The following is a 20,371-nucleotide window of genomic DNA, read 5'->3' as shown; positions in this document are numbered from 1 at the left end:
ACCCTGGCGCCACGGCTCATCGCTCATGAACCCATTGTCGCGCCGCGCGGCCGGAGCGCGCCGTCCCCCACCATCGCGGCGCCCGGCCGGCTGGCCGGGCGCCGCGACCGCGCACATCAGGACGGCAACGTGACCGCCCTGCCGAAGTGCCGGGCGAAGAACCGGACCGCGCTGTCGGCCTCGAACCTGGGCAGTTCCTTGTGTCCGCCGGCGTTGGCGTGCAACGTCTTCTCCTTCGAGGCGAAGGCGTCGAACAGCGCGAGACCGGCCTCGCGCGGGATGTGCTCGTCGTCCCACTGCATGGCGAACTCGATCGGGACGGTGATCTGCTTCGCCGCCTCGGCCAGGGCTTCGGGCCAGTGCTGGCCGAAGACCGCGGCCGTGATCCTTGGTTCGGCCGCCACCAGCGGCACGCCGATGGCCGTGCCCATGTTGATGCCGAAGTAGCCGACCGGCCCGTCGGCGCCGATCTCGGGACGTTCCTGGAGGGCGTCGAGGGTCGCCCGGTACTCGGGCACGGCGAGTTCTGCCAGGTGGGCGTTGTAACGGACGACGATCGGGCCTTCCGGCTCGCCCGCCGCCCTCGCCCGGTAGAGCTCGGCGATTTCTGCTTCGTCGTGTGCCGTGCGCGGCCGGTCGCCGTGACCGGGCGCGTCGATGACGGCGACGTGGAAGCCGCAGCCGGTCACGAGCAGGCGGGCGCGGCCCACCATGGCGGGTGACTTCTTGTGGTTGCCGCCGCCGTGGCCCATCAGGACCAGCGGTGCGCGATCGTTGAGGGAGGCCGGGGACCAGAGGACTCCGGGGACGCCGCCCACGGTGAAGTCGCGCTCGACCATGCCGTTCGACGACGACTCGGCGCTGAACTGAACAGAGTGCACAGGTGTTGCCTTTCGGGAGTGCCTTGTTGGCGAGGCGCTCCCGGCGACACCTTCGTCAGTCGCCGGCCATGACGCAAAGGGGGAGCACCCACGTCGATACAGCGTTCACGGGTCTCACCTCCTCGGGCGGTGTCACGGTCAACGGAACACTAGCAGGCCGGGTTTCGTCCCTCCCCCCCCTTTTCCCCGGCGTGTGACCGTCGAAGGGACCGCCGCTGGTTCCGGAGAATTCCGGCCGCGGAACGACCACAGAACGCTAGGCTTGGGCTCTCGTTCGGGGAGCGGGCGCGGGGCGGCGACGGGGGCTATCGATGAACGCTGACGTGAGGCGGCGCCTCGTCAACCGGTTGCGGGCGCTTGACGACTGGTTCCTGTCGGCTGAGGGATGGCTCGACGTGGGAAGAGTGCTCGGGGAACTGGACGCGGCGGTCGCCGCGGACTCCGCCGGCGCGGTCGACGAGACCCTGACGAGGTTGCAGGCACTGGAGTCCGCCTACCGCGCCCAGGCCCTGCCCGGTGCGCGCAAGACCCTCATCCCGCCGGACCGGCGCGAGCAACGCAACGTCCTGGTCGGCCGACTCACCCTCGATCTGGACGGCCCCGCTGACCGGGGCGACGCGAGGGGCACGACGCCCTCCTCCGATTGAGCGTCCTCGCCCACGCCTGGAAGCAGGTAACGCCTGGTGCACGGGATCGTCAAACCGTCGCTGATCATCACATGCTTCGTGCCGGTCGTCGCGGAGCCGGGAGAGACCTCGCCCCTCGACCACCTCGCCCGCTTGTGGGACGCGTGCGGCCGGCTCGGCATGACGGCGGCCTTCGGCGGGCTGCCGTTACCCGCCGAGCCCTTCTCCGGTCCGGCCGTCCCTGCCGCGGACTTCACCGTCCTGGCCGCGGCGACGCGGGAAGCGGGCCCCGGCCTCCACGCCGCGTTCCTGTTCGCCGAGCACGACGTGCTGGGTCTGGTGGCCCTCCTCGCGCCCAATGACCTGGACGCCGGACCACAGCAGTGGAACACCTTGCTCGACGACTGGATGGCGGCGACGACCGGGGCAGGCGTCACCGGTCCCGCACCTGACGGGATCCTGGGCGAGTTCCGGGTGTTCACCGCCCTGTACCGGAACGAGTCGCCCCGGTCCCGCCAGTCGACGGCGGAACTGGTCAGGCGCCACGCGCCGTCGTCCGGCGAGGCCGACGGCACCTGGTGGCGCGGGCACGACGTGACCGAGCACGGGTTCTCGGTGTGGCGTACCGGCCGGGGAGATCCCGGGGACGTGCTGACGCACTTCTGCGTGCTGGCCCCGCTGCGGGCCGAGCGCGCACTGGACGAATGGGCCTGGGCGGCGGAGGGCGAGAGCGGTCTGCGACCGCTGACCCACTATCTGATGCACGCCGCGAAAGCCGGTTACGAGGCCCGCCGGTACGACGAGTTCGTCTCCCGGGATCCCCTCCAAGCGCGCCGCGCGGGCAGCGACCGGGAAGCCCTCGCGCTGCTGCGGGCACTGGAACCCAGTGCGTCCGGCGAACCCGTGAGTCTGAAGGCGGTCCTGGACGCCGCCGCCGAACTCGACCGGACCCAGCTCGGTCCGCAGGGCGCCCTGTGGACGATCACCCGGCACCGCGAGCTGGCCCGTACGGTGGCCATCGCCATCGCCAACATGCGCCTTCACGCGCCCCGGCTGCGCCGCGTGGGCGACGGGACCACCTGGCCGGGACGCGACCTGGCCGCGGCCGAGAGCCTCATCGCCCAGATCGAGAACGATCAGGAGTACCTGTCGGCCGCCCGTGAACGGGCCGAGGCGGCGCGCGCGGCGGCCACCGCGGTCACCGACCGCGCGCTCAACGAGTACCGGAACCGCCTGAGCCTGGTGCAGACCTCGGTACTGGGATCCGTGCTCACCGCGCTGACCGTGGTGCAGACCCTCGACTATCACCTCCCGCTCCCCCGCGCCGCCCAGTCACCGACGATCCTCGTCCTCACGGCTGTGGCGCTCTTCCTGCCGCTGGCCGTACTCCGGCAGGCCGCGATCTCCGCGGTCACCCTCCCCTACCGCTGGATCGACACATTGGCGGCGGGCCTGCTCGGCTCCTCCTTGTGCTGGCTGGCCCTGACGGCCTGGAGCCTCCATCGCGGGGACGCCCTGCTGCCGGGTGTCGTGACGGCGCCCACCTGCCTCGCCGTCGGGCTGGCCGCCGCCCTCGCGTACCACCGGACGGACCGGCGCGGCCCCTGAGCACTGACCACTGCCCGTCCTTCGAAGAAGCGGGAGCCGAACAAGCCATGACCCAGCCGACGAGCCCACGGCCGGAAGATTCCGTTTCCGCGATCCTCGCCCTGATCGGCGAACTGGACGTCGAGGATCTCGTCCTCCGTTTCGACGCGGACTTCGACGTCCCGATGCGGCAGGAGGACGCGCTGCGTCTCCTGCGGCTGACCGGGGCCTTCGACCCGGCCCGGCAGGGCGACGTCGGGGACACCGCGCGCCGAGTGGGCGCCCACTGGTGCGAGATCGTCCGCGCCGACGTGGCGTACCGGCTGTTCACCGGCCTGCAACTGATCAAGGCCTCACGGGCCGACGCCCGGTTGCTCCACGACCTCCACCGCCGCGGCGAACTGCCGGCCGACGACCCCTTCGCCGCCTACGCGGTCGCCCGGTGGTTCGACGGGGAAGGCCGGATCCGGTACCGGCTGGGCAGCTTCACCTCCGCCCGCATCTCCTTCGGCACCGCCGTGGGCATCGCGCAGCAGGCCGGTCTGTGGTGGGCTCTGCCGGATCTGCGCAGCAATCACGAGCGCGCCCGGTTCGAGGAGCAGGGACAGCCGGCGCGGGACAGCGGGAGGGGGTCCGCTGCGGCCGGGTTGGTCACGCAACTCGAGTCGGCCGTCGAGGAGATCGAGGAGATCGCGCGGCAGCACGGGGTCGACGTGACCGTCTCCCCCGTGTCCGGCACTCTTGTCCGCCACCGGGAGTTCCTCCGGGGCTACTCCAACGCGCTCCACAATCTGGCCACGGCGCTGCGGGAGGCCGGGCGGCCCACGCGGTCGCTGGACGTCACTGCGCGATCCCTGGCGATCTCCCAAAGCCTCGGGGACGCCTACCGGATCGCGCAGTCGCGCACCAACCAGGCGCTGTGCGACCCGGACAACGCCCGGCGGCACTTCGAGGAGCTGCTGACCCTGCCGTGGGCACGCGGAAAGGCCATCGCCCGGCAGAATCTCGCCCTGCGCGACGGCGGCGCCCCGGGCCTGGCGGAACTGGGACGGCTGCTCGACGAGACAGAGCGGGAGGAATCCGCGGACGGGCACCACGCCGGGCTGGACGTCGACTTCTACGCCTACACCGTGCGCGGTTACCAGCGGACCGCCGCGGCCCTTCCGCCCGGCAGCCGCCCGGGCGACGTTCTCGCACGGCGGCTGCGCCTGGCACGTTCGGTCCGGTCGGCCATCGCCCTGCCCGCCTACAAGCGGGCGTACGCACGCCACATGAGGCCGGCGTTCCTCGACGCGATCGCCGACGCGGTCGTCCGCGGGGACGGTTCCCGGGCGGCCCAGGAGAAGATCCTCTCGCTGGTCGAGGAGTCCTCCGGCCGTGAACTGCTGGACCTGCTCGGCTCCTCGCGGCCCTCGCCCCTCGGGCCGCCCGCCCACCGCATCGCCGGAGCGGCCCCGCCCGCTCCCTCCGGCAGCGGTCCGCGGCTGCGCGCCGCGCTCCAGCCCGCCTCGCCCGAGCTGGTGCGGGCCCTGCGCGAGGTGCTGGCCGAACGTGAGCGGGAGTACGAGGAACGCTTCCTGGACGCCCCGTTGGCCTCCGTCGCCCATGACGAGGACATCGCGCACCGCCTCGTCCAGTACAGCCTGAATCATCCGGGCTCCTGCGTGGTGCGCTACTTCCGCTACGCCGCGCCCGACGGGGCGGGGCCCGGCGCCGTACCGGTGCCCGACTCGCTCGGCGTCGTCGTCTGCCGGGACGGGCGCCTGACCACCGTGCCGGGCATCTCTTACGAGAACGTGGCGCGTCTGGCCGAGCAGGTGTGGGCCGACATCTCCCGCCCCGAATCGCCGTGGCCGTCCGAGGAGACGTGCCGCCGGATGTGGGATCTCCTGATCGCACCCGTGTGGGACCGCGTCGACACCGGCGGCACCACGACCCACCTCACCCTGATCCCCACCGACCACATCTTCGCCGTGCCGCTCCACGTCGCGGTCGGCCCCGGCGACACGCGGCCGCTCGCGGCACGCGTCCCGCTCTCCCACTCCGTCAGCGTGGCCGCCTTCGTCACCCAGGGCAGGCACCTGCTCAAGCGTCAGCTCATGGAACACGACGACGACCTGGCGGCCCTGCTGTCCACGGACGCCGACGCATCGGGCCGCGAAATCGTCGGCACCGGCTGGCGCAGCGAGCACGTCGTCGTGGCCGGATCCCCGCCGCAGGGCCTGGCCTTCGCGGAGCCGGCGCACGCCGCCGACTGGGACGGTCTCGGCGCGCTCGTGGCCACGGAGCCGGAGTTCTTCGTGTACGCCGGCCACGGCACCTACCTGGACGGTCCGGCAGCCGACGGTCCCCTGCTCCACCTCGGCAGCCAGGACGTGCTCACCCAGTTCGACCTCGCCCTGCACCTGAACCTGCCCCGCAACAAGCTGACCGTCCTCGGTGCCTGCGTGGCGGGGCAGGGCATGCGCTCCGACGGGGGCGACGTGCTGGGATTCCTGCGCTCGCTGATCATCAGCGGCGCCGGAGCCGTCTGCCTGCCCCTGTGGTACGTCCTGGACATCGCGATGGTCGAGACCGTCCGCGCGCTGCTTGCCAGGAGCAGACAGGCCCTGGGCGACGCGGATGCGGCGCCCTTCGACGTCGTCCGGGCCCTCCACGAGCACTACCTCTCCGTCGCGCACGACTATCCGGACCTGGCCGGCCGTATCCAGCACATGCCCCTGGCCCTCTACCTGTGAGGCCCCGCGGCAACCCGGGCGGGGACACCGCCCGTTCCGGCACGACACACCAGAGACGAGGCGGACACATGGCAGAAGCCGATGGCGAGGACAAGCGGGCCCAGGAGCGCAAGGAAGCACGGCTGAGCGCTTACGCCGCCCTGCGCGAACAGCGGCCCGAGCTCTTCGTGAACCCTCCGGGAGCCGCGTACGAGATTCTGCTGGACCGCGCCGACCAGGACCGCGTGGCACGGGAAGTGGGGGAACTGGCAGTCGCGTTCGGCTTCCCCGAGGAGTGCGCGGACATCGGCGTCGTCTACCGCGACCCCTACGTCCGCCTGGTCCGCGACGCCGTGCGCTTCCGCTCCGGACGCATCAACACCTACATCCGCTTCGTGTCCGAGTCGGCGGGAGGAGGTGCCGCGGTACTGCCGGTCCTGGACGACGGCCGGATCGTCCTGCTCCACCACTTCCGGCACGCCGACCGGGACTGGCACTGGGAGATCCCCCGCGGTTTCGGCGAGCCGGGTGAGGGCGGTGCCGCGACCGCGCGCCGCGAACTGCTGGAGGAACTCGGCGGCGAGGTCACGGAGATGATCCGTCTCGGCGAGCTCAGCCCCGACACGGGAATGCACAGTGGACGCGACCAGCTGTACCTGGCGCGGCTCGCCTCGTCCTCGTTCTCCGGGACCCCCGGCCCCGGCGCGCACGAGGAGGGCATCGACGCGTTCCGGGCCCTGTCCCCCGACGAGATGCGCGCCATGCTCGCCGAGGGACACATCCACGACGGATTCACCCTGGCCGCCTGGGGCCTGGCCACCGCCCGCGGGCTGCTAGGACCTGCCGCCGGCGCCTGACCGGGGCGGGCGCGATGCCCCTGAGGACGGCGCACCGGACGGCCGCTGCCCCGGCCTCCCGGCGACGGCACCTCACTGGTCATCGCGCCCTTGCGGCCCGGCTCCCGGTGCAGCGGCCGCCGTCAACGGCCGTGGCCGTGGTCGTGGTCGTGGTCGTGGCGGACGGTTTCCCTCCGCGGGTAGTCAGGACGCAGTGCCGCCTATATCGCCCGAACCGTGACATCTTTTCAGTGATGCACAACTAACTTGTGCACAAGTCAATGTGGCGCTATGTTTCTCCTTGTCGGAAGCGCACGCGGCGCACCGGCCGAGGACGCAACCCGCGACACCGAGGGAGAACGCCATGAACGACACGACCACGCGCCCCGCCCCCCACAAGCCCACCGTCGTACTGGTGCACGGCGCGTTCGCGGACTCCTCCAGCTGGAACGGCGTGATCGAGCACCTGCGCCGGGCCGGATATCCGGTCATCGCGCCGGCCAACCCCCTGCGCGGGCTCGCCAGTGACGCCGCGTACGTCGCCAGTGTGGTGCAGAGCGTGGAAGGACCCGTCGTACTCGCCGGGCACTCCTACGGCGGCGCCGTGATCAGCGAGGCCGCCGCCGGAGAGCCGAACGTCAAGGCGCTGGTGTACATCGCGGCCTTCATACCCGAGAAGGGCGAAAGCGCCCTGGAGCTGTCGAACAAGTTCCCGGGCAGCACCCTCGGTGAGGCCCTGAACGCGGTGCCCTTCCCCCTGGCCGACGGCGGGACCGGGACCGACCTGTACATCAGGGCAGACACGTTCCACGACCAGTTCGCCGCGGACGTGCCGCAGTCCGTCACCGACCTCATGGCCGCCACCCAGCGCCCGATCGCCGCATCAGCCCTGGAGGAAGCCGCCACCGCGCCCGCATGGCACTCGATCCCCTCCTGGAGCCTGGTCGCCACCGCGGACCACAACATCCCGCCGGCGTCCCAGCGCTTCATGTCCGAGCGCGCCAAGGCCCACACCGTGGAACTCGACGCCTCCCACGCGGTCTCGGTCTCCCAGCCGGGCGCGGTCGCCCGCCTCATCGAGCAGGCCGCCCAGAGCATCGGTGACTGACCGAGTTCTTCAGCCCGCGGCGGCGGGGTCCGGGCGGCCTCGCCGCCGGGCCCGCCGTGCGGGAGGCGGCCGCCGTCCAAGGCGGTGACCGCCGGTGACCGCCCCGGGGGCCGGGAGTTCCGCCCCGGACGGCGCCGGCCGCCGTGCCGGTTACCGTCGCCTCTTCGCCGTTCGACAGAATGAGCCCATGACCGAGATCCAGACCCCCCGCCTGCTCCTGCGCCGCTGGCAGGACGACGACCTGGTCCCCATGGCCGAGATCAACGCCGACCCGCGCGTGATGCACTGGGTCGGCGACGGCTCCGTACGCGACCTGGAACACACGGCGGAGGCCATCGAGCGGTGGGAGGAGGAGTGGGACGAGGAGGGCTTCGGCCTCTTCGCCGTCGAGTTGCTGGCCTCGGGCGAGCTGGCCGGCTTCACCGGCCTGACCCTGCCGGAGTTCCTGCCGCAGGTGATGCCCGACGTGTCCATCTGCTGGCGACTGGGTCAGCAGTTCTGGGGCCAGGGCTACGCCTCGGAGGCGGCCCATGCCGCGGTCGAGTTCGCGCTCCAGGACCGCGGCCTGGAACGCCTTCTCGGCATCGCCCGGATCGGCGACACCGCCTCGGAGAACGTGATGAGCAAGCTCGGCATGACGCCGCAGCAGGACACCACACACCCCGAGTACGGCTTCTCGCTGCGCGTCCACGCCATCGACCTCACCGAGTTCCAGGCCTGAACCGGGGCGACCGCCCCGCGCCGATCCGGAACCCGCCCGGGTTCCGGATCGGCGTGCACGGCGGACGGGGAGACCGCCGTGCGGCGCGGGCGTTCAGTCGAGCCGCGCGTCAAAGGTGAGCGCCTGCGCCAGTTCCTCGACACGTCGTTCCGCCAGTCCCCTGGAGACGAACCAGGCACCGACGTTGCGGACATCGCGTTCGAGGAAGGAGCGCCCCCGCGGGTTGGCGATGACGTCGACGATCTGGGGGACGTCGATGACGACCAGACGGCCCTCGTGGACCAGGATGTTGTAGGCGGAGAGGTCGCCGTGCGCGTAGCCGTCGCGCGCGAGCAGGGACAGGCTGCGGCCCAGCTGCTCCCACAGGTCGTCCAGATCGGCCTCCTGCGCGCGCAGTTGCGCCAGGCGCGGCGCGGCCGTCCCCGAGCCGTCCCCGATGAACTCCATCAGGATCTCGGTCCCGAGGATCTGCACGGGGTAGGGCACGGCCACCCCTGCCGACCACAACCGGGACAGCGCCGCGAACTCCGCGCCGGCCCACTGGCCGGCGATGGCCTCCTTGCCGAAGGCCGTGCGCTTGGCCATGGCCCGGCTGACCCGGGACTCCTTGTGGCTGCGCCCCTCCAGGTATCCGGAGTCGCGGTGGAACATCCGGTGCTGCCCGTCGCGGTAGCGTTTGGCCGCCATCAGGGTGCGGCGGCCGGTTCCGGGCACGGACCGTTCGAGCAGGAAGACGTCCGCCTCCTTGCCCGTCTTGACGATGCCGAGCTCGGTGTCGACGGCGGCCAGGTCCGTCACCACCCACGCGGGGCGCGGCTCGGGTCCCTTCTCGGTCGGGGTCGACTGGTCCCAAGTGGACCAGCGGTCTCCCTGGGGAGGCCCGTCGGTCGCACGGCCGGGCGCAGCGGTGAAGTCGTACTCGTAGGTGTCCTCGTCGACTTCGGAGTCGACGTCAGGGCTGCTGTCGGCAGCCTCGGATGCCAGGGGCCAACGATCCGCGTACACGGAGAAGGCGCCCTCGAAGGCCCCCTCGAAGGCGTCCTCGTTGTCACGGCCGTTGCGTCGGATCTTGCCCTTGGGGCGGATGCGGGCGAAGGACTCGCCGTCGGCAAAGCGCTCACGCACTGTGGTGATCTCCTGCGGGAAGGACCCACCGGAGGGCGCGAGGCGAACGCGCTTCGTCAGCCGGTGGGAAGGTAACGGGAAAGGGCGTCTGGCGCGCGCACGCAGGCGCGCCGCATCACGGCGGCAACCACGAGGACGCACCTCCTCTCTCGTCACGACCGGGCCGCATTCCGCGCCCGGCACTCCAGGATCGACAGGATCCTAGCGAGCACCGCGCACCGCGCAACCGATTTATTTTCCGAGGGCCTCCCCCGGGCTGTGAAGCGGGGCCCGCCGGCGACCCGCGGCGGTGTCATCCCTCGGGCGCATGGTGCGGGTGGTGGCGTGTGCGCCGGGCCGCTTTCCTCTCCGCCTCGTACACATGGTCCCGCCCCTGGGCCAGTTCGCCGACCAGGCCCTGCTCTCTGGTGCGCTGCGAGTCCGGCCGGAACCTGCCCGCGGTGGCCCGTTGCCGCGACGGGTCGGCACTGGCTCGGATCGGTGCCCTGACCGTCCCTGTCATCGACGCCGAGATCACCGTCCGCACCGCCGCGGGCACCCGTACCGGGCATTACCGGCTGCCGACCACCACGACCGACCCCTGCGCACACCCGGCGGGCGAACTGGTCCGGTTCTGCCACGAACGCGGGGAGAACGAGACCGCCTACGCGGAGCTGAAATCGACAATCCTGGGCGGACGTGTCCTGCGGGCCCACACCCGGAGCGGCCCATTCGCCCGACCCACACCGGGGGCACCACCGGGAGCACCCCTCCGGACGCGGAAGTCAGCGCCGTGCGCTCACGGTCACGGCCTCGATGCCGGCGGTCAGGAAGTCCATGGCCGCGCTGATGGCCTGGTCGCGGTCGCTTCCCTCGGGGTGCTGGAAGATCTCGGCGACCACAGCCGCGGCCGCGGCGGCGGCGAGGCGGGGGGCGATCCCGTCCGGGGCCTGGCCGGTGTCCTCGGCGATGATGCGGGCGCCCTCCTCGATGGCCGCCGCCATCCGCGCGGTGCGCACCGCCCGCAGTTCCGGGTTGGCCTCGAACATGCGCTGTTCGAGCTCGTCGGTCTCGTCGTAGCAGGCTGCCTCCTTGCGCAACCAGCGCTCCAGGGCGTGCATGACGCTTTCCCCCGCGGCGCGGCCGCGCAGCACCTCCGTCAGGTGCAGCACCGTGGCGTCGAAGGACGCGAAGGCGATGTCCTGTTTGGAGCGGAAGTACAGCGTCACCGTCCGTGGGGACACCTCGGCCGCCGCGGCGATCTCCGCGATCGTCGTGGCGTCGTAGCCCTGCGCGGCGAAGAGTTCGAAGGCCGCGCGTGTGATCGCGGCCCGCCGCTTGGCTTTGCCGCGTTCACGCAGGCCGTCCCCCGTCGTAACCCTGTCCATGCCGTCCAGCATAGCCGCGGGCCTGCATTTTTACATCGTGCAGTAAAAATGCACTACGCTGCAAAAAATCCTGCTGGACCGACAGCCGGCGACCCTTGAGACGAAAGAGATCTGCCGTGGCGAAACGCTTGTACGCGCTGGGACGTTGGGCGGCGCGCCGCCGGTACCGGGTACTCACGATGTGGGTACTGCTCCTCGCGGTGGCCGCCGGCCTGGGCACCACCCTGGGCGGAAAGGCGTCGACGGAGTTCTCGGTACCGGGCGTCGAGTCCCAGCAGGCCCAGGACCTGCTGAAGGAGAAGTTCCCGCAAGCCGCGGGAGGCACGGCCCGGATCGTGTTCGCCGCGCCCGAAGGCGCGCAACTCTCCGGTGAGAAGGAGCAACGCGCGATCGTCGCGACCCTCAAGCAGGTCGCCGCGGTGCCGGGGGTCATCAACGTCTCCGACCCCGCGAAGACCGGCGCCGTGTCGAAGGACGGCACCATCGGCTACGCCGACGCACTGTTCGGCAAGCCGGCCAACAGCGTGCCCCAGTCCGCCAAGGACCGGCTCGACGACGCCCTGGACCCGGCGAGGAAGGCCGGCCTCGAGGTCGAACTGGGCGGCACCGTGTCCACCCCGCCGGCCGAGGTCGGCGGCCCCGCCGAGGTCATCGGCGTGGTCGTGGCCTTCGTGGTGCTCGCGCTCGCGCTCAGCTCGCTCGTGGCGGCCGGGCTGCCCCTGGTGACGGCCCTCGTCGGCGTCGGGGTCGGTGTGATGACCGTCCAGTTCCTGTCCCGCTTCATCGAGATGACGAGCACCGCGACCGTCCTCGCGCTGATGATCGGCCTGGCGGTCGGGATCGACTACGCCCTGTTCATCGTCTCCCGCCATCGCGAACAACTCGCCGATCCCGAGCAGGACGTGCCCGACTCGATCGCCCGCGCCACCGCGACGGCGGGCAGCGCCGTGACCTTCGCGGGCGTGACGGTCGTCATCGCGCTCGCCGCGCTCGCCACGACCGGCATCCCCTTCCTCACCGTGATGGGCCTTGCCGCGGCCGGAACCGTACTCCTCGCGGTCCTGGTGGCCCTCACCCTCGTACCGGCCCTGCTGGGCTTCCTCGGCGAACGCCTGCGACCCAAGAGCGCACGGCCGGGGGCGAGTTCTCCGCGGACTCAGGCACCTGGCCGCCAGCGCAAGCCCGGGGCCTGGGGTCTGGCCTGGGGCCGCCTCATGACACGCTTCCCCATCCCGGTGCTGGTCGTGAGCGTCCTCGGGCTGCTCGCCCTGGCCCTGCCCGCCACCGGACTGCGCCTCGGACTGCCGAGCAACGAGACCCAGCCCACCGCGAGCACCCAGCACAAGAGCTACCAACTCCTCACCAAGGGCTTCGGTCCCGGCTTCAACGCGACCCTCGTGGTCGTCGTCGACGGCACCCGCATACCCACCGCGCAGCGCGAGACGGTCGTCGGGCAGGTCGCCGACACCGTCGGCCAGGATCCGGACATCGCGACCGTCGCCCCGCCCCGGGCCACCGAGGACGGCGCGATCACCGTGCTCGGCGTCGTACCCAAGACCGGCCCCGACGACCAGAAGACCACCGACCTGGTGCACCGGCTGCGCGACCATGCGGTGACCCCGGTGACCGACGCGGGCGGCGCGGCCTACGTCGCCGGTGCGACCGCCGCCGGAATCGACGTGTCGGCGAAGCTGTCCTCGGCCCTGCCGCTGTTCGTCACGATCATCGTGGTGCTCGCGCTGCTCCTGCTGATGCTGGCCTTCCGCTCGATCCTGGTGCCTCTCAAGGCTGTTCTCGGCTTTCTGCTGTCCATCGCGGCCGGCATCGGCGCGGTCGTATGGGTCTTCCAGGACGGCCACCTCACCGGACTGTTCCAGGTCGCAGCGGCGGCCCCGATCGCCTGCTTCGTGCCGGTCCTGCTGATCGGCGTCCTGTTCGGCCTCGCCATGGACTACGAGGTGTTCCTGGTCAGCCGGATGCGGGAGCACTTCCACCACCACCGGGACGCGCGGGCCGCCGTCGAGTACGGCGTGGAGCGCAGCGGGCGGGTCGTCACGGCGGCGGCCCTCATCATGGCGGCCGTGTTCGGCGGCTTCATCTTCAACCACGACCCGACCGTCAAGACGATCGGCTTCGCGCTGACCGTCGGCGTCCTCATCGACGCCTTCGTGGTCCGCCTCACCATCGTCCCCGCGGTACTGAGCCTGCTCGGCCGCCACGCCTGGGCCCTGCCCACGTGGCTGGACCGCGCCGTGCCGAACGTGGACATCGAGGGCGACTCCCTGCCCCCGCGCACCACAGACGAACCAGCGGCTGCCGTCGCCGCCGAACCTGTACCGGCCGGCAAGGACTGATCGACCACTGCGTCGGGCCGAGGGCTCCTCACGCGTCGGACGCCGACATCACCCATCAATCCCTCTCCACGTGCGCCTGTGATCGAGACCGAGCAGGCTGAGGGAGCGAGTGCGAGGGCTACGGTCCGGAATCCGCCAGGTCCTCGCGCCATTGGATCGGCCCCCGTCACGGCGAAGCGACGGGGGCCGAGGTCGTGCTGCGGGCGTGGAAGATTTCAGGGTTTCCCCTCGGGGTGCACGCGCGCACGGCGGCGTAGGTAGGCAAGTTCACGAATGATGGTGACCGTCGGCATCACGTACCAGTCCTGGCGGCAGGACCAGACCGAGCGCGACATCGACCCCTACGGCGTGGTCTTCCACACCGGCCGCTGGTACGTCGTCGGCCACGACCGCCTCCGCGCCGACCTGCGGACCTTCCGCATCGACCGCATCGCCTCCGTCACCCCCCGCCCGCAGAACTTCGCCACCCCCGACGGCTTCGACCCCGTCGCCCACCTCACTGCGACCCTCGCTCAGGGGCCCTACCGCTGGCAGGTCGAGGTGATGATCCACGGCCCCCTCGACGAGATCGCCCGCAGGCTGCCGCGCACGGCTGTCACGCTCACCGCCCAACCCATCGGCGTGCTAATGCGGGCCCGGGCGGAACGCCTCGACGGCATGGCGCACCTGCTCGCCTCGCTCGAGTGGCCCTTCACCATCCACAGCCCCGACGAACTCCGCCAAGCCCTCAAGGAGTTGGCGGGTCAACTTGCCGCCGCCGCCGAACGACAGCCGGGAGCCCTGCCGCGGTGAATACCTGATTTACCGCGACAGAGCCTCTATCGTCGGATCGGCGCCCCCGCAATGGCCTCGCGTGTTCGATCGAGCATGACGCTTGCCATGCCAGAAGCCCATCCCGGATCACCGGTCGTCAAAAAAATTTGACAGCAACACCGGCTGTCCGTTGCGTTCCGTTCCGTTCCTACCGGGACCCCGGTTCCGGGCCGCTGTGCTGCGCCATGGCGCGGGTCAGGCGAGGCGGAAGTCCGCTACCACCAGATAACGACATATCCGATGCCGCCGTTGTCACCGGTGTTGTCGGCGCCGCCAGCGCCGCCGGTGCCGCCGGTGCCAGCACCCGCCGGCGCCGGCTCGATGACGCCGTCCACTGCCGGAAGGCCTCCCAGGCCGCCGGGCGCAGCATTCGAGAACGATCCAGCGCCGCCGGTGGCGCCTTGACGGACCGTGCCCTGGATGCCGTTGCATTCGCCCATGCCGCCCGCACCACCAGCTGGGGGCAGGAATTTCCCACCGAGGCCGCCGAAGCCGGCCACGAAATTGCCGAGGCTGTTGATCGCCCCGCTATTTCCGCCGACAAGGCCGTCCCTTTCTCCGGACTGGCCCACGCCTCCTGCGGCTACGAACACCGTGACCGGTGTACTGGGCTGGACGGGCAGGACGCACCAGGCGAAGCCCCCGGCGCCACCACCGGATCCACTGAGGGGGTCGGCACCACTCGCACCACCTCCGCCGCCGCCCCACGCCTGGACGAAGACTGTGGTGACATTCGCGGGCGGGACGAATGCGAAGGTACCGGGATCGTCGTAGTCCAACAGGCCGTGAGCCGGGGCGACACCAGGAGGCCCCTGAGGACCGACAGGTCCGCTAGGCCCCTGCGGGCCGGTCTCGCCCTGAGGACCGGCAGGGCCCTGCGGTCCGGGCGGTCCTGGCGGACCGGGAATCCCGGGACGCCCCGGGTGCCCGTGATGCCCAGGACGGCCGGGGCAGTACCCGGGGAAGGCCGGGAACAGCGAGCACGGGTCCGCGAGACCGGTCTCCGCGCCGGGCTTCACAGCGCCGGCCGGAGCGCCACCGGCGCCCTCCGCATACGCAGCACCCGTCAGAGCACTGGACACCAGGGCCACGCTCGCGGCCACTGCCCACCACGCCCGAGGTATGGCTATTCGGGACAACACGTCACCTCCAGCAAGAGGCCCACAACGCGCGGCGGACGCCGCTCACCAGGAGAGAAGAAGCTGTCGGGGGACAGCACCGAACCCACAGCAAGAATCGCCCTGCGTGCCGAATAATGCACATTCAGTAGCCGACCGAGTGACCCCGACGACAGCGAACCTCGACTGCACGTACAGCGGCCCGGATCCCCACGGTGGGGTTCCGGGCCGCTGCGCCACGCTGGGGGTGCGGGTCAGGCGAGGCGGAAGTCCTCGAGCCGGTTGCCGGCGCCCACGCGGGCCGTCAGCCGCTTGCCCGGGAGCTCCTTGAGGCCGAGGCCGACGGCGGCCGCGACCTCGGCGGCCGGGTACCGCTCGGGGGTGTCAGCATCGGCGGCGTCGGCGGTGATCTCGGCCTGGTCGCCGAAGAGGAGGACGACGTGGACGCGGACGCGGCCCTCGTCGTCGGGGGTGGTGTTCTGGGTCGTGGCGTCCATGGTCCCGCGAGCAGCGTCGGGAAGGGGGTAAGCGGCGTCGAGCATGGTGTCTTTTCAGTGGGTGCGGTTGTGTGCGGGCGGGAAGGCCCGAACGATGGGGCGACCGTGGTTGCCGCATGGGTCGGTGCAGTGCTCGGCCCGCTGATGATGTCGCTGCTATGGAAGGTTCGCGCGCCGGCGCAAGGTGGCAGGCGGGGCGATCGTCGGCGCGCAGCAGGTGGTGGCCATCGCGACGACGAAGTCCTCGTCGTCAGCGCTGAGCAGGCGGGGACGGCCTCCCGCCCACTGAGGGTCCAAGCAGGCCAAGCCGATCTCGTTGAAGCGGTGGTTGAGGTCACGCACGGTGTCCTCGCCGGCCGCCGTGAGCTGGGCGATGACGGGCACCCGGTTCCGCCGGCCGACGCCAGCAGCATCATCGCGCGGCGGTAGCGCACCGAGCTGGTGCTGCCTCGGCGCACGATCTGCTGCAGTCGTTGCCCCTCCTGATCGGTCAGTCTGCGTACTCGCACCGGTTCCGCCATCGCTTCTCCCTTGCAGGCCGGACCAGTCAGGCCCGAACCCGGCGCGCGACTCGCTTAGCATCTCCTGCCATGAGCGATTCGGAGCCCCTTCTCGACTGGCTGCAGAACTGGTACGCGCAGCAGTGCGACGGCGACTGGGAGCACTCGTGGGGCGTGAAGATCGCCACGCTCGACAATCCCGGCTGGACCATCGAGATTGATTTGGAGGAGACGGACCTGGAAGGACGCGACTACACCATCCAAGAGGCCAAGCGCAGCACGCAGGACTGGGTCCGCACCTGGACCGCTGAGAAGACCTTCCACGCCGCGTGCGGTCCCGGAAATCTCACCGAGGCCCTCACCCTGTTCCGAACCTGGGCAACAACGCCCCCCTCGTGAGCGCTGGCAGGACCGGAGATACCCAAACCCGTGAAACTATGCGGTCAGAGCACTACTGAACTTGAATGCGTGATGTCGGGCCTGCCGCTCGGTGGTGAGGCCGCCTCGCGGTAAAGAGCACGAGCTCAAACGGACGGCGTGACCGGGGACCGGACGCCAAGCCACTGCTCAGCGCCGTAGTCCTCGAACCGCGCCACCTCGGTGAAACCCAGCTTCGTCGCGAGGCGCGTCGAGCGGGCGTTGGCGGTCTGGGAGGTGAGCACGACTGGCTCGCCGGGAAGCGTGTCGGCGAACCAGTCGAGTACCGCTGCGCACGCCTCGGTGGCGTACCCGTATCCCCACGCCTGCGGGAGGAACATGTAGCCGAGCGCGGCCTCGCCGCCTTCCGGGCGGGCATGACCCGGATGCTCTGGGGCAAGCCGGTCAAGCGTGACCATGCCGATCAACGCTCCGTCGAGCTCGACCACAAAAAAGCCAGGGCGTTGCCCAGGCAACTCAGGCACCGAGCGCTCCAGCTCATCACGCGGTCGAGGACCACCGATGTAGGTACCCACCTCTGGCGAGGCGAACAGCTCGATCAGCCCTGCGCGGTCGCGGGCCTCGGACTCGCGGAGCACGAGCCGCTCGGTCCTGATCGGGGCAGGTGGCCAGGGGATTGGTCCAAGTTCAATCATGGCGGGCAAACTAACGCACATCCGCCGGGCATGGACCCTTCGTCGCTGCATGCTGGGCCCGTCACGAGAGAGCGGCAGGCCGCGACATCACGCATTCAAATTCAGTAGCTGGACGGGACCATTGCCACCGGGGTCCGAGAGAGGCCTGTTCACGTCCTCGCCCTAATCCGGTACCTGGTCGACAACGGCGTGAAGTGGCGGAACCCGCCCGCGGACTTCCCGCCCTGGAAACGCGTGTACGCGTTCTTCCGCCGCTGGCGGGACAACCAGCTGATCCGCGAACTCCACGACCGGCTGCGGGAGCGGGTGAGGACGGCCGAGGGCCGGAACACCGAGCCGACCGCGGCCGTGATCGACTCACAGTCGGTGAAGGCCGACGCCACCGTCAGGAACGACTCACGTGGCTTCGATGGCGGCAAGAAGATCAACGGGCGTAAACGGCACCTGATCGTGGACTGCCTCGGACTGCTGCTGACCGTGCTGGTCACCCCGGCGTCCACCACCGACCGCGACGCCGCCGCCACAATGCTGCCCGCCCTGCGCAACAGCTTCCCGAAGCTGCGGCTGATCTGGGCCGACAGCGGCTACACCGGCCACCTCGTCGACTGGGCCGCCCGCACGCTCGGCCTCACCCTCAAGGTGATCAAACGCAGCGACACCATCAGCGGGTTCACCGTCCTCCCACGCAGGTGGGTCGTGGAAAGGAGCATTGCGTGGCTGATGCGTTCCCGCCGCCTGGCCCGCGACTACGAAGCGCACACCGCCAGCAGCGAGGCGATGATCCTGTGGTCCATGACCATGCTCATGAGCCGCCGCCTGGCCCGCCGCACCGCCACTACGCCGCAGCGGCAACCAGCCCTGACGCGGACGGCAGCGTGAACAGACCAGGCCGCTCCTCACGGAGCCAGCCCCGTTCCGCCAGCCGCTTCAGCCTGCCCCGCGCGCCCTCGACCCGCGAGGCGAGGGCCGTGTCCCATCCCAGGTGAGCGGCCACCTGCCTCGCCGTCAGCCCCATCCCGCCCGAGCTGTCGAAAGCGGCCATGATCCGCCGGTAATCCAGACCCAGGGCCTCCACCGACACCCCGCTCTCCATCCGAACCACAGCCCTGCGCGGCTCCCGCCCCAGCCCCGGCGCCGGCTCCTCCACCGCAGCCGACCCGCCGGCCAGGGCGGGAGCCTCCTGCTCGGCCACCGCCTCGAGATACTGCTCCAGCCCGATCGCCCGGCACCGCAACACATCCTCCGCCACGGCGAGGGCTTCCGTCACCCGCTCAAGTTCGGCCCGTAGTTCCTCCACCCGCACCAGCGCAGCCTTTCGCGGCCCTCCAGCACAGCCCGCATCGACGGCATCCACGACCTCCACATCCGCCAGGACGAACAAGACACACCCAGCCTGTCCCAGCAACGCGGACAGCACGCCTGACCTGCGAAAACTCGCACATCAGATTCGGAAAGAGGACGGCTTCTTAGTCAGCCGAGGCACAGAACGAGCAGGCACAGGTGCTTCGGGGGCGCCGTTTGCCTTGGGGTGGGGGTTGGGGTTGCCGGTGCCGTGGGCGCCGGGCTCGCGTGCGACGTGGCCGTGTCATTGCCCTCGGTGGACGCGGGCGCTGGTGTGGCCGTGGCGGTCGTGTGCGTCAGCGTGGCTGTGGTGCCGGCCTGGTGAACGTTCGTCCCGCTGTTCGGCGCGGGTGCGGGGTCAGGTGACGCGTACGTCGTCGCAGGACCCGGTACCGCGAGAGCTGTGGTCCTCTGGTGCGGGCTGGTTGTGGGCGGGCGGTTACCGGGATGCCGCGCCTGGGTGTTCGGCTGCGCCGATGCCGTGGCAACCAGCCTCGTCCGGGTAGTGGCTACGGTCACCGACTCCGGTGCGGAGGTCGCGTTGGATGGGCCCTTGGAAGCCCCGTTCGGCAGCGCGGCGATGGTCAGTCCGCCGCCGACGAGCGCGAAGGCCGTCGCGGCCGCGGCCCGGCGCCGGTGCTTCTTCCAACGCGCCATCTGTCGACGCCGGGCCGCGCGTCCCTGCATGGCGGGGTCGGCGGTTGCTGACGCCGAACCGGCGCCCGGTGCTTCCGCCACTACGTCCTCAAACGCGCCGGACCCGTTCGGGTCGGCATCGAAGCGAGGAGCGCCGGGATACAGCTCTGAGGCGGGGAACCCCTCCAGGGGGTGCTCCCGCGCCATGGCGGTCGTCCCAGCCCCATTTGGGCCATGGGAGGGCGGCGCGATGTCCGGCGCGTATGCGCCGCACCCTGGACATGCCAGGGCCCCGTTGAGGTGCCGCCGGCATGAGGTGCAGTAGTCCATCTGTGGTCTCTCTGTGCTGACGGCGCCGCCGTGAACGTCGGCCGCCTGTTCCCGTTCGCGTGCGGGATCGGCGGGGCCAGCAACGCTAACGGCACCTCCCGAAGGCGGTGCGCAAAACCTGTGACGCTCTTGGAAAGATCCCTCGGCGGTTCCGGCTCGCACATCGCTCAGGTCGTCGTGACCGGCGGAGCGAGGCTGCCTGTTCGGTCGGCGCGGTGTAGATCGTCTTCAGTGCCGCGGCACCAGTTTGGGACGGTCGCGCTTGGAGGCGAACCGCAGTGAGGCCGTGAATGGTGGCGCAAGCGTTCCAGAGCCGCCCCTACTGGGTCGGCGCCGCCGGCGACCAGGGACAGCGGCCGTACGCGCTCCTTGTGGAGGCGCTGGCCCGGCACGGGACAGTCGCGGTCGCCAAGGTCACCTTGCGCACCCGGGAGCGCCTGGCGGTCCTGAGGCCCCGGCACGGGATGCTCGTCCTCCACACGCTGCTGTGGCCGGAGGAGATCCGCGAGCCCGGCGACCGGTCTTCGTCGGCTCCGGTCACCGACCGGGAAGTGGAGCTCGCCGAGATACTGATGGAGCAACTGGCCGGAATGGACATTGCGAACCTGCACGACGAGTATGCGGGGGCGCTGGAGCAGCTGGTCGTAGCGAAGATGTCGGGCGGCATGGTGGAGGAGCCTCCGGAGCCGGTGTCGGCGGTGGACTTGATGGCGGCCGTGGGAAGCCAGCATTCGTGAGGCC

19 protein-coding genes and 1 pseudogene are annotated in these 20,371 nt (G+C 70.9%); 11 read left to right on the top strand and 9 right to left on the bottom strand.

Annotation, left to right across the window (positions count from 1 at the left end; genetic code table 11):
- Nucleotides 1-116: 116 nt before the first annotated feature.
- Nucleotides 117-881: an alpha/beta hydrolase family protein gene (locus RV983_RS36470; RefSeq protein ID WP_475989990.1), complete on the bottom strand. Its 765-nt coding sequence runs from the start codon at nt 879-881 to the stop codon at nt 117-119.
- Nucleotides 882-1,192: 311 nt separating this feature from the next.
- On the opposite strand from RV983_RS36470, the gene RV983_RS36465 reads away from it, so the two are divergent.
- The 6 genes from RV983_RS36465 (at nt 1,193) to RV983_RS36440 (ending at nt 8,476) form a co-directional block, all read left to right on the top strand.
- A complete protein-coding gene (locus RV983_RS36465; RefSeq protein WP_475989989.1) occupies nt 1,193-1,528 on the top strand; it encodes a CATRA system-associated protein in 336 nt (111 codons plus the stop codon).
- A 36-nt stretch (nt 1,529-1,564) separates the two neighbouring features.
- The gene (locus RV983_RS36460) at nt 1,565-3,115 is read left to right on the top strand and encodes a CATRA conflict system CASPASE/TPR repeat-associated protein (protein ID WP_475989988.1); all 1,551 of its coding nucleotides are present in this window, start codon (nt 1,565-1,567) and stop codon (nt 3,113-3,115) included.
- Between the two features lie 47 nt (nt 3,116-3,162).
- A complete protein-coding gene (locus RV983_RS36455; protein ID WP_475989987.1) occupies nt 3,163-5,832 on the top strand; it encodes a CHAT domain-containing protein in 2,670 nt (889 codons plus the stop codon).
- 68 nt (nt 5,833-5,900) lie between these two features.
- Nucleotides 5,901-6,668, top strand: coding sequence for an NUDIX hydrolase (locus RV983_RS36450; RefSeq protein WP_475989986.1), 768 nt, complete (start codon nt 5,901-5,903; stop codon nt 6,666-6,668).
- Nucleotides 6,669-7,011: 343 nt separating this feature from the next.
- Nucleotides 7,012-7,755, top strand: a complete 744-nt coding sequence (locus RV983_RS36445) for an alpha/beta fold hydrolase (RefSeq protein WP_475989985.1) — start codon at nt 7,012-7,014, stop codon at nt 7,753-7,755.
- Nucleotides 7,756-7,942: 187 nt separating this feature from the next.
- Entirely contained in the window at nt 7,943-8,476 is a 534-nt protein-coding gene (locus RV983_RS36440; protein ID WP_475989984.1) for a GNAT family N-acetyltransferase, read from the top strand.
- Between the two features lie 93 nt (nt 8,477-8,569).
- Here RV983_RS36440 and RV983_RS36435 read toward each other — a convergent pair whose 3' ends face one another.
- Nucleotides 8,570-9,601, bottom strand: coding sequence for a serine protein kinase RIO (locus tag RV983_RS36435; protein WP_475989983.1), 1,032 nt, complete (start codon nt 9,599-9,601; stop codon nt 8,570-8,572).
- Between the two features lie 764 nt (nt 9,602-10,365).
- The gene (locus RV983_RS36430) at nt 10,366-10,968 is read right to left on the bottom strand and encodes a TetR/AcrR family transcriptional regulator (protein WP_475989982.1); all 603 of its coding nucleotides are present in this window, start codon (nt 10,966-10,968) and stop codon (nt 10,366-10,368) included.
- 116 nt (nt 10,969-11,084) lie between these two features.
- On the opposite strand from RV983_RS36430, the gene RV983_RS36425 reads away from it, so the two are divergent.
- Nucleotides 11,085-13,322 (top strand): MMPL family transporter, encoded by a 2,238-nt coding sequence (locus RV983_RS36425; protein ID WP_475989981.1) that lies wholly within the window; start codon nt 11,085-11,087, stop codon nt 13,320-13,322.
- A gap of 273 nt (nt 13,323-13,595) precedes the next feature.
- Nucleotides 13,596-14,114: a WYL domain-containing protein gene (locus RV983_RS36420; RefSeq protein WP_475989980.1), complete on the top strand. Its 519-nt coding sequence runs from the start codon at nt 13,596-13,598 to the stop codon at nt 14,112-14,114.
- 236 nt (nt 14,115-14,350) lie between these two features.
- Here the strand turns inward: RV983_RS36420 and RV983_RS36415 are convergent, their stop codons facing one another.
- From RV983_RS36415 to RV983_RS36405, 3 genes and pseudogenes are all read right to left on the bottom strand, one after another.
- Nucleotides 14,351-15,154 carry a glycine-rich domain-containing protein gene (locus RV983_RS36415; RefSeq protein ID WP_475990560.1) on the bottom strand — a complete coding sequence of 268 codons (804 nt, stop codon included), beginning with the start codon at nt 15,152-15,154 and terminating at the stop codon, nt 14,351-14,353.
- Between the two features lie 353 nt (nt 15,155-15,507).
- On the bottom strand, nt 15,508-15,750 hold the full coding sequence (locus RV983_RS36410) for a hypothetical protein (RefSeq protein WP_475989979.1): 243 nt from the start codon (nt 15,748-15,750) through the stop codon (nt 15,508-15,510).
- 216 nt (nt 15,751-15,966) lie between these two features.
- Nucleotides 15,967-16,271, bottom strand: a pseudogene (locus tag RV983_RS36405) (helix-turn-helix domain-containing protein); the annotation flags it as partial.
- Nucleotides 16,272-16,340: 69 nt separating this feature from the next.
- Here RV983_RS36405 and RV983_RS36400 point away from each other — a divergent pair.
- Complete coding sequence (locus RV983_RS36400) at nt 16,341-16,649, top strand: immunity 53 family protein (RefSeq protein WP_475989978.1); 309 nt, start codon at nt 16,341-16,343, stop codon at nt 16,647-16,649.
- Nucleotides 16,650-16,774: 125 nt separating this feature from the next.
- Here RV983_RS36400 and RV983_RS36395 read toward each other — a convergent pair whose 3' ends face one another.
- Nucleotides 16,775-17,323, bottom strand: a complete 549-nt coding sequence (locus tag RV983_RS36395) for a GNAT family N-acetyltransferase (RefSeq protein WP_475989977.1) — start codon at nt 17,321-17,323, stop codon at nt 16,775-16,777.
- A gap of 189 nt (nt 17,324-17,512) precedes the next feature.
- Here RV983_RS36395 and RV983_RS36390 point away from each other — a divergent pair, with 189 nt between their 5' ends.
- Nucleotides 17,513-18,202 (top strand): IS5 family transposase, encoded by a 690-nt coding sequence (locus RV983_RS36390; RefSeq protein ID WP_475989976.1) that lies wholly within the window; start codon nt 17,513-17,515, stop codon nt 18,200-18,202.
- Here RV983_RS36390 and RV983_RS36385 read toward each other — a convergent pair.
- Entirely contained in the window at nt 18,159-18,704 is a 546-nt protein-coding gene (locus RV983_RS36385) for a hypothetical protein (RefSeq protein WP_475989975.1), read from the bottom strand. The genes RV983_RS36390 and RV983_RS36385 overlap by 44 nt on opposite strands.
- Nucleotides 18,705-18,793: 89 nt before the next feature.
- Nucleotides 18,794-19,630: an SCO2400 family protein gene (locus RV983_RS36380; protein ID WP_475989974.1), complete on the bottom strand. Its 837-nt coding sequence runs from the start codon at nt 19,628-19,630 to the stop codon at nt 18,794-18,796.
- A gap of 290 nt (nt 19,631-19,920) precedes the next feature.
- Here RV983_RS36380 and RV983_RS36375 point away from each other — a divergent pair, with 290 nt between their 5' ends.
- Nucleotides 19,921-20,367, top strand: a complete 447-nt coding sequence (locus tag RV983_RS36375; protein ID WP_475989973.1) for a Ku protein — start codon at nt 19,921-19,923, stop codon at nt 20,365-20,367.
- Nucleotides 20,368-20,371 lie beyond the last annotated feature (4 nt).

It is taken from the genome of Streptomyces sp. RLA123, from assembly GCF_056270165.1.
Note: the sequence above shows the minus strand (reverse complement) of the source record. Positions and strands in the feature narration are given on the sequence as shown.